The organism is Peribacillus sp. YIM B13472 (genome assembly GCF_042788005.1).
Taxonomy (GTDB): domain Bacteria; phylum Bacillota; class Bacilli; order Bacillales; family DSM-1321; genus Peribacillus; species Peribacillus simplex_E.
In genome coordinates, this window is sequence record NZ_JBHZPG010000061.1 from 1 (window position 1) to 13,027 (window position 13,027).

The window sequence follows — 13,027 nt, forward strand, 5'->3', positions numbered from 1 at the left end:
CTCATTTGCTTTTTTGATAGTGTGTGCTCACTTAAAATTTAACGTTGGCGCTTTGTTTTGTTCAGTTTTCAAAGAGCGATTTAATGTCGTTACTTCGTAAGCGACTTTATTATCTTATCACTTACTCAACCTGATGTCAACATTTTTTTCATATTGTTTTTCGATTGAGCAATTGACGATGTCGTTATTGGCGACTCCTAATATATTATCAGGTTGATGAGTTATCGTCAATGGTTTAATTGGTTTTTTTAAAAAAAACTACAACATGATAAAAACCCCAAGGAGATATCCATGGGGTTTTCATCAGACTTCGACGCAATATCCTTTAAATGATCCAATAACCAATGGCCGCCAAAGCGGCAACTCCCGGTATTCCAAGCAGGCCGGCGACTGCCGAGGTAACAGGGTTGATGGGTACATGAATGCCCGCTTGATTCCCAAGTGTATTCAAAAAGAACAAAAATGCTGCACCGATAATGACCTTTATAATCCCCTGCCCTATAAACCGGACGGGTCTTAATGGCGCCCCGATAATGAGGAGCATTAAAATCAGGCCGCCAATTACGGCAACAAAGACAACTGGTTCCAAACTCATTCCTCCCCGCAAGCTTGTACTACACTTATATGAAGAAATCGATGGATTAAGAACTGAAAAAAATGGCCATGAGGAACACGCAATCCTTCACAGCCATTTCCTTATCATCTTTTTAAGCGGACATTCCTTCTTTTAACTTCCCTGAATAAGTAGAAATATTTCACTTCCGCCAGTCTCGTTTGGGCAATTACTTCCTCAGATGGATCAACGCTTTTTTCAAGTAATGATTTTTGATTATGCCAATTCCATTTCAAATGTTCAAGCTCTTCGATTAATGAATCATTGAATTCATTCCGAAGTTTCTTTTTTTTACGAAAGAACAAGTGAAGTCCTCCCAGCTATCTTATATTTCTCTTCTTCCTTCTATTGCTTTTGATAGCGTCACTTCATCCGCATACTCCAAATCTCCGCCAACAGGAAGTCCGTGGGCAATTCGGGTCACTTTGATGCCTGATGGTCTAAGCAACCGCGAAATATACATGGCTGTCGCTTCACCTTCAATGTTAGGATTAGTAGCCAAAATTACCTCCAGCACTGTTTCATCTTGCAGGCGCTTTAATAAATCAGGAATATTTATATCTTCCGGACCGATTCCGTCCATCGGGGAAATACTGCCATGCAGTACATGGTATAAACCATTGAACTCTCTCATCTTTTCCATAGCTATTACATCTTTCGGGTCCTGAACCACACAAATCAAACTTCTGTCCCTCTTTTGATCTTCGCAGATATAACAGGGATCTTGATCTGTAATATGACCACAGACTGAGCAATACATAAGATTCCGCTTAGCATTAACAAGTGCTTTTGCAAAATCCAAAACAGTATCTTCCTTCATGCTTAGTACATGAAAGGCTAATCGAGCAGCCGTTTTAGGACCAATCCCCGGCAATTTCATAAAACTGTCAATGAGCTTGGAAATTGGTTCTGGATAATGCATCGAATTCCTCCTAAAAATTTCAAAAGAAACCCCCTGAAAGGAAGTTTCTTTTGAACTTGCTTAAAACATACCCGGAAGGTTCATTCCCTTAGTGAATTGTCCCATCGTTTGGTTTGTCAGTTCTTCCGCCTTTTTCAAAGCATCGTTAGTCGCAGCCAGCACTAAATCCTGAAGCATATCGATATCATCCGGATCGACAACTTCCGGTTTGATGACTACATCGACTATTTCTTTATGCCCAGTCACGATGACCGTCACCATTCCGCCGCCAGCAGTTCCTTCAATCTTTTTTTCACCTAATTCTTCTTGTGCCTCTGCCATCTTCTTTTGCATCTTTTGCATTTGTTTCATCATGTTCTGCATATTACCGCCGCGCATACCCATTCTTCTTACCTCCAATTATTCTTTAATTTCAAGTAAATCATCGCCCACTAATTTTCTAGCCTCTGCTATAAAGGGGTCTTCTTCTTTTGATTCCGTTTCTTCTGGACCGTCGAACTGCTGTGTCGATATGAAATCCTCCCGCAAACTTTGCCACTGGCTCTCTGGAACTCCAGCTATCTCCATTCGGCGTCCGGTCAATTGCTGCATGATCGAGGCTATCACTTCCACGAAACGGTTATTTTCCATTGCCATTTGACAATGAATATCATATTTGAATTTTACCACAAAAGCTTCAGTAGACGCAGCAACAGGTTCTGCCTCCGTTAATAAAGCTGCCAATGATTTTTGGTTTTGCTGACCTAACTGTTCAAGCACTTCCCCCCACTTACTTTTCACAGCATTAAGATTGGGCTTTGTAGCTTGTTTCAAAACTTGATTGATCTTTCCAGCAGGTGCTTTATACGCCTTTTTAACAGCCCTTTGCGCCTTAGCCTGCTCTGCAGGTTTTTCTGTCATGGCTGCCGGAATGCCGTTTTTCTGCATTTCAAGTAATTTCTTCTCTAAATCTTCTATTTTCTGCAGCAGCTGTTGAAGCTGCCCGTTATCACTTTGATTTGGCCTTTGCTCATTACATAACTTCACAAGTGCCACTTCAAGGAAAATCCTTGGATGATTTGTCCATTTCATATCCTGCTGTGTTTGATTGAAGCTTTCAATAATGGAGTAAATCGATTCAGAAGAGATTACTTCTGCCAATTCCTTAAATTGGGGATCTATCAAAACACGCTCGAAGGATTCTGCCAGTGCCGGTGCCGTTTGATACAAAAGCATGTCACGGAAATAATAAATCATGTCTTCTATGAACCTGGCCGGGTCTTTTCCCATGGCCAGCAATTCTTCAAGGACTTCAAGTGCCACCGCTACTTCTTTATCATATATAGCTTTCGCCAGACGGCTTAAAAACGCCTGCGACACAGAACCGGTGACAGTCAATGCATCTTCCACAGAAACCGTCTCCGAACTGAAGGATATCGCTTGATCAAGAAGGCTTAGTGCATCTCGCATCCCGCCTTCGGCTGCCCTCGCAATGATATGCAGGGCTTGTTCATCACATGAAACACCTGTTTCTGCAATGATTTGCGACATCCTGCCAACTATATCTTGAGGCTGGATCCTTTTAAAATCAAACCTTTGGCAACGGGAAATGATCGTTAGTGGAATCTTATGAGGTTCAGTCGTCGCCAATATAAAAATCACGTGCTTCGGAGGTTCTTCCAATGTCTTTAAAAGCGCATTGAAAGCCCCTTGTGATAGCATATGTACCTCATCGATGATATAAACTTTATATGTAACCGCGTTAGGAGCATATTTGACCTTATCACGAATGTCACGGATTTCCTCGACACCATTATTGGATGCTGCATCAATTTCTATAACATCTGATATGGAGCCATCGGTGATTCCGCGGCAGGTAGCACATTCGTTACAGGGCTCACTTGTCGGGGCATGCTCACAATTCACTGCTTTCGCTAGAATTTTGGCAGCACTTGTTTTCCCTGTTCCACGTGGACCGGAAAATAAATAGGCATGCGAAACCTTCTGCCCGACCAAGGCATTCTGCAACGTTTTCGTTACATGTTCCTGCCCGACTACATCAATGAATTGTTGTGGCCGCCATACCCGGTATAATGCTTGATACCCCACGGAAATCCCTCCTTCTTTTCTCCATCTTGTTTATTATACATTACTGATTTCCTTAATTTCAAAGTCTAAAAATAAATTTCATCATTGTCTCATTTTTTCAAAAATACCAAGCACTTTACCTTCTTGGCATAAAAAAAAACCCACCCGATACGAATGAGTTTTTTGTTTATGTAAAATAACTGCCGTGCACCTTCTGTCGATTAGCAACCATAAGCGTTACTTAAGCAGTTAGCTCGGCCCAGGCAACCCTGCGGCACATGAGAACTTCCACTTAATGCTGCTTCCTTCCGGACCTGACATGGTTCATGGAGTCCCATTGCGCAGGACCCGGGCGTCAACACCACTTACTTAAGGCAGGCCCTACAGAATGCTAACCTCGAGAAGGGATTCAACCTCGCTAGAGCGGATTGCGAGTACAGGGCACCGCTACCTCCCCGTCTAGCACGGCAAAAGTAATACCAAATTCATAGCGTCATGACGACGCATAATTCATTATACTAAGGTAACAAAAAAAACGCAAGTGTTGTTCATGAACAGTTTGATCCCAAATTTATCAAACGAAGCAAACCTTTTTTTCAACATTCGTTTTTTCCCCTATTTATTTTCTTCGGCAATCTTGAGTGCTTGCTCTCTTTTCAAAGTTTTCTTTCTATCCCTAAGCTCTTTAAAAAAAGAAGTCAATATCCAGCCGCACTCTTCCCCCAATACACCGCTTGTTACATCACATTGATGGTTAAAGCGTTCATCTCGAAGTAAATCCATGAATGTCCCTGCACAGCCAGCCTTTGGATCATGCGCTCCAAAAACAACCCTTTTTACCCGTGATTGCAAGATGGCCCCAGCACACATGGGACAAGGTTCCAGCGTTACATATAATGTCGCATCTTCAAGGCGCCAACTGCCCAGTTCCTTGCAAGCCTCATTGATCGCAAGCAGCTCCGCATGCGCCGTCGCATTCTGTTCCGTTTCCCTCAGGTTATGCCCTGTCGAAATAACTTGATCATCTATTACGATTAAAGCGCCAATCGGCACTTCATTCAACATCTGCGCCTTTTTAGCTTCCTTTAAGGCTAAATTCATGTAATAAACATCATCCTTCATAAAAAAACCCCCTCATATTAAGTAGGAGTAAACAGACACATATAAGACAAAAATAAAGGTCATACTACTTGTTCTAATGAATAGTAACGCATGCGGCATACGTGCTGCAAGTAAATTCTCACAATACAGGAGGATATACCATGAATCGACCTGAATCACCTTCTTTTGCATTGCTTATCATTGATATGATCAATGATTTTGATTTCAAATACGGGAATATGCTCCTTGAACATACGAAACTTATCGTCGATCCGATTTTGAAATTAAAAAAGCAAATGAAAGAAAAGGGTTTTCCAATCATTTATATCAACGACCATTATGATTTATGGCAGGCGGACTTCGATAAAATTATTGATAGATGTAAAAATGAAGGAAATGCCTCATTAATCGAAAGGATAAAACCTGAACAAGACGAATTCTTTCTCATCAAGCCGAAACATTCCGCATTTTATGGGACGGCACTCAATACACTACTTAAACGATTAAACGTGGAAACCCTGATCATTACTGGGATAGCCGGCAACATCTGCGTGCTATTCACAGCCAATGATGCCTATATGCGGGAATATAAATTATGGATTCCGAAGGATTGCATCGCTTCTGCATCAAAGGAAGATAATCATTACGCATTAAAGATGATGAACCATGTCCTCAAGGCATCCATAAAAGAAGGTGAAGACTTTTAAGCATTCAATCGAACAAGACACTAACCCCCCCAATAAACACTCTTTCATTCTCTTTCTTTATCAACCTGACAAAAATGTCACTAAAGTCCCAAGTCTGTGATACAATATCTCTTGGCGAAAAACCTAATAACCGGGAATTTCAGCTTGATACCTCATGAAGGAGGACAGATTGGATGAAATCCACCCCATTTATCACCGTCGAAGGTCCAATCGGCGTGGGAAAAACATCACTTGCAAAAGTTATCGCAGATCATTTTCAAATTTCATTATTGAAGGAAATTGTAGATGAAAATCCATTTCTCGGGAAATTCTATAAAGATATTGATGAGTGGAGCTTTCAAACAGAAATGTTTTTTCTGTGTAACCGGTATAAACAATTGGAAGATATCGAAAATAAGTATCTTACTAATAACCAAGCCGTAGTGGCTGATTACCATATATTCAAGAACTTGATTTTTGCTGAACGAACGTTAAAGAACGGACAATACAATAAATACCTTGAAATATTCAATATTTTAACACGGGATATGCCTAAACCTAATATGGTGATTTATTTAAACGCAAGTCTTGATACTCTTATCTCCCGAATCGGTAAAAGAGGTCGTGAATTCGAAAAAAATATATCCTCCATTTATTTAGAGCAGTTATCCGCGGATTATCGAACATTCATGGAAGCATTTGCGAAACAGCATCCTGAAATACCTGTTCTTACATTCAACGGAGATGAGCTGGATTTTGTCGGGAACAAAAATGATTTGAAAAAGATAATCAGCCAAATAGAGAATGCCCTGCACAAAGGAGTAAAGTCAAATGAACTTACGAAAGAAATATAATATTCCAAACAACGCTGTCATTACGATAGCAGGGACGGTTGGCGTAGGAAAATCGACCATGACCAATGCTTTAGCCGATGCCCTTCAATTCAGGACATCCTTTGAAAAGGTTGATACGAACCCCTATCTGGATAAGTTTTACGATGATTTTAATCGTTGGAGTTTCCACCTGCAAATCTATTTCCTCGCTGAACGTTTTAAAGAGCAAAAAAAAATCTTCGAATATGGCGGCGGTTTTATCCAAGACCGTTCCATTTATGAAGACACCGGAATATTTGCAAAAATGCATTATGAAAAAGGCACGATGAATGATGTGGACTACGAAACTTATACAAGCCTTTTCAACGCCATGGTAATGACGCCATACTTCCCGCACCCTGATTTACTTATCTATCTCGAAGGTTCGCTGGATGATATCCTCGACCGGATCCAAGAGCGTGGCCGTCCAATGGAACAGCATACCCCAATTGAATATTGGCAGGAAATGCACGGCCGTTACGAAGAATGGATTGATCAATTCAATGCCTGCCCTGTCCTTCGATTAAATATAAACGAATATGACCTTATGCAGGATGAAGAAAGCATCGAACCTCTTATAAAACGGATTGCCGAATATATGGAGCAAACCAAGTTATTGCGAAATGTGTAAAACAGAAAAACCACCGGTTATCCGGTGGTTTTTTAATATATTAGAAAACAAAAATTCCGTTACAGATATGTAACGGAATTTATCGATATCCAATTTATGCGCTGTGGTTATTAATAAGTTATGGAGGAGGTAGAGGGATTCGAACCCCCGCGGGATTTGACTCCCCTGTCGGTTTTCAAGACCGATCCCTTCAGCCGGACTTGGGTATACCTCCGTATCAACATTTATTATATTACATGGAATTAAAATTAAAGTCAAGCCCTCTATAAAGTTTTTTTAAAATAATTTCAAACTTCGATAAAAAGGAGAATCAGCCTCTATAATCAGAAGCTGATTCCTTTTAACTTACGGTTTAATGACTTCCACACCGCGCATATATGGACGTAATACTTCAGGAATGATAACACTGCCATCTTCCTGCTGATAATTTTCCAAAAGGGCAGCGACTGTACGGCCGATTGCCAGACCTGATCCATTTAGAGTATGGACATGTTCCGGTTTGCCTTTTGCATCACGTCTGAAGCGGATATTGGCCCGTCTTGCCTGGAATGCTTCAAAGTTACTGCAAGAAGAAATTTCTCGGTACGTTCCGTAACTCGGGATCCAAACCTCGATATCATACTTTTTAGCAGCAGTGAAACCAAGATCTCCCGTACACATGCTCAGCACTCGGTATGGAAGGCCTAGCAATTGAAGGACCTTTTCGGCATGACCTGTAAGATTTTCCAATTCTGCATAAGAATCTTCCGGCTTAACGAACTTCACTAGTTCAACTTTATTGAACTGGTGCTGACGAATTAACCCGCGGGTATCACGACCAGCAGATCCTGCCTCTGAACGGAATGAAGCGCTGTATGCCGCATAGCTTATCGGCAGATCGTCCGTGCTCATGATTTCATCACGATGGAAGTTTGTCACCGGGACTTCAGCTGTAGGAATCAAGAAGTAATCATCACTTTCGATACGGAAAGCATCCTCTTCGAATTTTGGCAATTGACCTGTGCCAGTCATGCTTGCACGATTCACCATATATGGCGGCAGCATTTCTTCATATCCGTGTTCCTCAACATGAAGGTCCAACATAAAGCTAATTAAAGCACGCTCTAATCGAGCACCAAGACCCCTATAAAATACAAATCGGCTTCCGGTCACTTTTGCTGCCCGTTCAAAATCCAGAATGCCTAGATCTCCAGCTACATCCCAGTGTGGTTTCGGTTCATACTTGAATTCCGGTAACTCTCCCCATTTACGGATTTCGACATTATCGTCTTCCGTCTCACCAACAGGCACACTTTCATGCGGAATATTCGGAATGGAAAGAAGTAATGTTTCTAACTGTGCTTCCACTTCACGAAGTTCATCATCGAACCCTTTGATACGGTCACCAACTTCACGCATTTGGGCAATCAACTGATCTGCATCCTTTTTTTCCCGTTTCAATACGGCCACTTGCTGTGAAACTTCATTTCTTTGGCTTTTCAACTTTTCCGTATCAGCAATCAAAGTCCGACGTTTTACATCCAGTTCCTCGAATTTACCTAAATCGGTTAAATCTTCTCCTCTAAATTGCAATACACGCTTCACTTCTTCAAAATTATTTCTTACATATTTCAAATCCAGCATTTCCAGTTCCTCCTTAATATTTTGATGATTTATCAAAGAACGCAAAAAACTCCCGTCCCCTAAAGAAGGGACGAGAGTTAACCCGCGTTGCCACCCTAGTTGAAGGCCTACGAAAAGCGCCTACCACTTATCACGATAACGGCTTTTAACCGAAAGTATTTACTGACCCAAAAGGCTTTCCATACTCTGCTCCAGGAGGGATTCACAAAACTCTCACACCGATTTCCACCAGCCATCGGCTCTCTATAGAAAGAAATACTTGTTACTATTTCCTGTCATTGCTTTCTTATATAATCAGATTGTTTTCCATAATGTACTATAATTTTATACATTACGCAACCGTTTTATACGCGAAACTTAAAACCAGCCTTTAACAGTAGAAGCTACACTGCTCCATACGTCACCAAAGAATCCGCCAACCGCTCGCATTGATAATACGAACCAGTTTGCCTTTTCAACAGATTCAGCAGCTACGACGTTAACCTTAACTGGATCGCCGTTAATGTACCCGTAATCTTTTCCTTTTTTAGGAGTGACTGTGATGTAACCTAGCTTTTCACCTTTTTTGATTGGTGCAGTAAGCTTACCATCATCATTCAATTTGTTTTTATCGATCACTAAATCTGTTTTATAGTTATCTTTCTCACCATTTTCAACAAGTAGCTCGATCGCTTTTTCAGATTGAACCTTAACACTTTTTTCCTTACCTTTTACTACTGAAAGTGTTTCTTTCCCTTTCACCTGGTAATTGGCTGGAAGTACTTTTTCTTTTTTGAAGGTTGCATAAGCATAGTTCATCAGCTTAGTGCTATCCGCAAAACGTTCAGTTTTACTAGTGGACTTCATTACCACTGTGATATAGCGCTGACCGTCTCGGATAACCGTCCCTGTATGACCATAACCGGCAAAGTCAGTAGATCCCGTTTTCAGTCCATCTACGCCTTTATATTCAAATATCAGGCCAGGCAACATCCAGTTGAAGTTCGAATACTCTTTTCCATCACGGAACTTCAATTTAGGAATACTCGCAATTTTTAATACTTCCGGATAATCGTTTATTAGACGATAAGCAAGAAGAGCAGTATCTTTTGCTGTCATGATATTTTCTTCATCTGCTTTACCAGTAGGGTATTGCCCTAATAAATCGGAGTTATTCAAACCGCTGGCATTAACGAATTTATGGTTTTTCAAGCCTAATTTTGTTGCTTTTTCATTCATTAATTTAACAAAGCTCTTTTCACTTCCGGAAATCAATTGTGCTAAAGCTACCGTTGCCGCATTTCCAGAATAGACAGCCATGGCTTGATATAGTTCCTTAACTGTATAATCTTCACCTTCTGTTAACCCAACATTCGATAAATTAGGTGCTTTTGAAAGGTCATGTACGTATTTATTTATTTTAACTTTTTGATCCCAACTGATTTTCCCATTTTCGATTGACTCCATTATGATGTACTCGGTCATCATTTTAGACATGGATGCAATCCCTAGTACTTTATCGGCATTTTTTTCATACACGATTTGTCCTGTTTCACCATCAATGATGATGGCTGCCTCTGCTTTTAAACCTAAATTATCAGATTCAGCAACAGCTTCCCCCGGTTGATAGGCAAATTGCGACATAACAAGAACTAAAACAAAAGTGAAAATGAGGGTCATCTTGCTGATTTTTTTCAATTTCCAATACCTCCAACTTTTAAGCTAATCTCTATAACAAAGGAGAAACTTTATGTAATTCCCTTGACACCTTGTCTAGTTTATCACAGAAAAAATAAAAAAAATAGACAGAGTAATCGCAGACTCTGTCTATTTTAACAATAAATTTTAATGACGATTATATGTTAAATTCATTACATTGAGTAGTTCGGTGCTTCTTTGGTAATTTGGACATCATGAGGATGGCTTTCCCTTAACCCGGCACCGGTCATTTTGACAAATTGAGAGTTTTCTCTCAACTCTTCCAATGTGGCTGTACCGCAATATCCCATACCTGAACGAATGCCGCCAATCAGTTGGAAAATGGTATCTGAAAGAGGTCCTTTGTATGGAAGGCGCCCTTCGATGCCTTCCGGTACGAATTTCTTGTTATCTTCTTGGAAGTAACGATCTTTAGATCCCTTTTCCATTGCAGCAACGGAGCCCATACCCCGATACACTTTAAAACGGCGACCTTGGAAAATTTCCGTTTCGCCTGGGCTTTCAGTTACACCTGCAAGCATACTGCCAAGCATTACTGCATGTCCGCCTGCAGCCAGGGCTTTAACGATATCACCAGAGTATTTAATTCCGCCATCAGCGATAATCGTTTTACCATGTTTTCTTGCTTCTGTTGCACAATCGAAAACTGCCGTGATTTGTGGAACACCGACACCAGCTACAACCCTTGTCGTACAGATTGACCCTGGTCCGATTCCCACTTTGACTACATCGGCACCCGCTTCAATCAATGCTTTCGTCCCTTCAGCCGTTGCCACATTACCAGCAATGATCGTCAATTCAGGATATGTCCCGCGGATTTCCTTCACCATTTCAAGGACGCCTTCTGAATGACCGTGAGCAGTATCAAGTACAATTGCATCGACATGGGACTTAACTAGCATTTCTACACGCTTCATTGTATCCTTAGTCACTCCGACTGCAGCACCTGCAAGTAATCTTCCTTGCTTATCTTTCGCCGAATTCGGGAACTCAATGACTTTCTCGATATCCTTGATCGTAATAAGTCCTTTAAGGACTCCATTATCGTCTACAAGGGGAAGCTTTTCAATTTTGTACTTTTGAAGAATCTTCTCTGCTTGTTCCAAGTTAGTTCCCACTGGCGCTGTAACCAGATTCTCTACAGTCATGACACTGGAAATCTTCAAGGAAAAATCGGAAATAAATCGCAAATCACGATTTGTAATGATACCCACAAGTTTTTGATCCTCTATATTGTTGACTACAGGAACACCCGAAATGCGATATTTACCCATTAAATGCTCTGCATCAAATACCTGGTGATCCGGCGTTAAGAAAAATGGATCGGTAATTACACCGCTTTCTGAACGTTTTACTTTATCCACCAGTTCAGCCTGTGCTTCAATAGACATATTTTTATGAATGATACCTAAACCGCCTTGACGAGCCATGGCAATTGCCATCTCAGCTTCTGTCACGGTATCCATTCCTGCACTGATGATAGGAAGGTTGAGCTTTAAGTTTTCAGCTAAGTTGACTTGAAGGTTAACATCTTTCGGCAAAACCTCTGATTTCGCTGGAATTAATAGGACATCATCAAAGGTTAAACCTTCTTTTGCAAATTTATTTTCCCACATTATTTTCCCCTCCTGCTTAAAAATATTATTTGTAGGTTATCAATAGGACATACTACTGTCAAGAAGAGAAATAAAAGTTTGATTATTCTATTAATTCGGAGGATAGCTGCAATGCCTGAAAACAATGATAATTTCGATAAATATACACCTTTTTTTTCCGCATCTTCCTCACAACTTTTTTTACAAAAATGTTACACGCATGAAAAAATAGCAGAAGCGGAAATAAAAAGTTACGATAATTGTTATCCATTTATTTACCATCTTGAACATGCTAAAACTTATTATAATCAGGCTGCAATTGCACCACTTTCCATACAACCAATCCTAACATTTTATGGATTCGCCCAATTGTTAAAGGCCTGTCTGCTCACGATCGATCCCAACTATCCGGAATCAACTTCGATGCTTGCCCATGGGGTTACTACGAGAAAAAAGAAAAAACAGCAATATGAATTTTTAAAGGACGAAGTTAAAACGCAAAAGAACGGACTTTTCACCTGCATTGCCGAGAAGTTATTTCATATCAAGCATCTGGAGGGTGAAAAATTTTCCATGGGAACGCTGATAAAGGAAATCCCGGATATGCAAAACTTTACATGGTCCGTTTCCAAGAAAAATTTCGTCGCCATGTCACCCTCTTCGAACGGTTTTCAATTACCCTCAGCGATATTGGATAGCTATCAAATGTCCAGCAGTCGAATGGAAGAATTTTTGAAAGCTAAAACGAATCAAGTTTACAGTATTTCAGAAGCGCCTGGGACACTGCATTTAAAAACTGATGGCATTCCCATTCATAATGCTTCTTCCCCAATACGGTATAATTTGGAACAAAGACAATTCATGCTATCACTCAATAAAGATTCGTCAGCTTTTTCATTACCTGAACTTTTGATCCATTATTTGATTTCTTATAACCTTAGCATAATAGCTCGTTATGAAACAGAATGGTGGGCAGAACTGATGAAAACCATGCCCAATGATGATTACCCTTGCATTGTGCAATTCCTTAAAATAAGCCAAGCTAAGGTGCCATTTTTAATATTTGAATGGATTAAGTCCGAGAGGTTCCACTTTTGATTCTTCCAACATCCAATTGGTCAATTGATCTGTCCCGAACGACGAAAAAGACCAGCCGGATGGCTGATCTTTTTAAATGGCTTGGCGGCGTCCTACTCTCACAGGGGGAAACCCCCAACTA

Annotated in this window: 13 protein-coding genes, 1 tRNA gene, 1 other RNA gene and 1 other annotated feature; of the genes, 4 read left to right on the forward strand and 11 right to left on the reverse strand. The window is 40.6% G+C overall.

The annotated features are described in order from the left end of the window. Nucleotides 1-325 precede the first annotated feature (325 nt). From ACFX4I_RS25770 to tadA, 7 genes are all read right to left on the reverse strand, one after another. Nucleotides 326-595 (reverse strand): pro-sigmaK processing inhibitor BofA family protein, encoded by a 270-nt coding sequence (locus ACFX4I_RS25770; RefSeq protein ID WP_377402698.1) that lies wholly within the window; start codon nt 593-595, stop codon nt 326-328. A gap of 104 nt (nt 596-699) precedes the next feature. Next, nucleotides 700-918: a YaaL family protein gene (locus ACFX4I_RS25775; protein ID WP_063236519.1), complete on the reverse strand. Its 219-nt coding sequence runs from the start codon at nt 916-918 to the stop codon at nt 700-702. A gap of 20 nt (nt 919-938) precedes the next feature. Further along, nucleotides 939-1,535: a recombination mediator RecR gene (gene recR, locus ACFX4I_RS25780; protein ID WP_034316264.1), complete on the reverse strand. Its 597-nt coding sequence runs from the start codon at nt 1,533-1,535 to the stop codon at nt 939-941. 60 nt (nt 1,536-1,595) lie between these two features. Next, nucleotides 1,596-1,913 carry a YbaB/EbfC family nucleoid-associated protein gene (locus tag ACFX4I_RS25785; protein ID WP_133353122.1) on the reverse strand — a complete coding sequence of 106 codons (318 nt, stop codon included), beginning with the start codon at nt 1,911-1,913 and terminating at the stop codon, nt 1,596-1,598. 21 nt (nt 1,914-1,934) lie between these two features. Continuing rightward, complete coding sequence (dnaX, locus tag ACFX4I_RS25790) at nt 1,935-3,623, reverse strand: DNA polymerase III subunit gamma/tau (protein ID WP_230303867.1); 1,689 nt, start codon at nt 3,621-3,623, stop codon at nt 1,935-1,937. Between the two features lie 182 nt (nt 3,624-3,805). Then, nucleotides 3,806-4,070: signal recognition particle sRNA large type (gene ffs, locus ACFX4I_RS25795), an RNA gene on the reverse strand. Between the two features lie 147 nt (nt 4,071-4,217). Continuing rightward, on the reverse strand, nt 4,218-4,724 hold the full coding sequence (gene tadA, locus ACFX4I_RS25800) for a tRNA adenosine(34) deaminase TadA (RefSeq protein WP_309519574.1): 507 nt from the start codon (nt 4,722-4,724) through the stop codon (nt 4,218-4,220). 140 nt (nt 4,725-4,864) lie between these two features. Between tadA and ACFX4I_RS25805 the strand changes: the two genes are divergently transcribed. From ACFX4I_RS25805 to ACFX4I_RS25815, 3 genes are all read left to right on the forward strand, one after another. Continuing rightward, nucleotides 4,865-5,410: a cysteine hydrolase family protein gene (locus ACFX4I_RS25805; protein WP_230303865.1), complete on the forward strand. Its 546-nt coding sequence runs from the start codon at nt 4,865-4,867 to the stop codon at nt 5,408-5,410. Between the two features lie 173 nt (nt 5,411-5,583). Further along, complete coding sequence (locus ACFX4I_RS25810) at nt 5,584-6,243, forward strand: deoxynucleoside kinase (RefSeq protein ID WP_377424044.1); 660 nt, start codon at nt 5,584-5,586, stop codon at nt 6,241-6,243. Beyond that, on the forward strand, nt 6,221-6,892 hold the full coding sequence (locus tag ACFX4I_RS25815) for a deoxynucleoside kinase (protein WP_283932452.1): 672 nt from the start codon (nt 6,221-6,223) through the stop codon (nt 6,890-6,892). Before ACFX4I_RS25810 ends, ACFX4I_RS25815 begins: the two co-directional genes overlap by 23 nt. Nucleotides 6,893-7,013: 121 nt before the next feature. Here ACFX4I_RS25815 and ACFX4I_RS25820 read toward each other — a convergent pair. From ACFX4I_RS25820 to guaB, 4 genes are all read right to left on the reverse strand, one after another. Continuing rightward, nucleotides 7,014-7,106, reverse strand: a tRNA-Ser gene (locus ACFX4I_RS25820). A gap of 131 nt (nt 7,107-7,237) precedes the next feature. After that, nucleotides 7,238-8,515: a serine--tRNA ligase gene (gene serS / locus ACFX4I_RS25825; protein ID WP_230303862.1), complete on the reverse strand. Its 1,278-nt coding sequence runs from the start codon at nt 8,513-8,515 to the stop codon at nt 7,238-7,240. A 63-nt stretch (nt 8,516-8,578) separates the two neighbouring features. Next, nucleotides 8,579-8,803 (reverse strand) — a binding site (T-box leader). A gap of 69 nt (nt 8,804-8,872) precedes the next feature. Next, nucleotides 8,873-10,192 (reverse strand): D-alanyl-D-alanine carboxypeptidase family protein, encoded by a 1,320-nt coding sequence (locus tag ACFX4I_RS25830; protein WP_377424046.1) that lies wholly within the window; start codon nt 10,190-10,192, stop codon nt 8,873-8,875. Nucleotides 10,193-10,365: 173 nt separating this feature from the next. Continuing rightward, nucleotides 10,366-11,829, reverse strand: coding sequence for an IMP dehydrogenase (guaB, locus tag ACFX4I_RS25835; protein ID WP_063236531.1), 1,464 nt, complete (start codon nt 11,827-11,829; stop codon nt 10,366-10,368). A gap of 111 nt (nt 11,830-11,940) precedes the next feature. On the opposite strand from guaB, the gene ACFX4I_RS25840 reads away from it, so the two are divergent. After that, complete coding sequence (locus tag ACFX4I_RS25840; protein ID WP_230303860.1) at nt 11,941-12,906, forward strand: YaaC family protein; 966 nt, start codon at nt 11,941-11,943, stop codon at nt 12,904-12,906. Nucleotides 12,907-13,027: the final 121 nt, after the last annotated feature.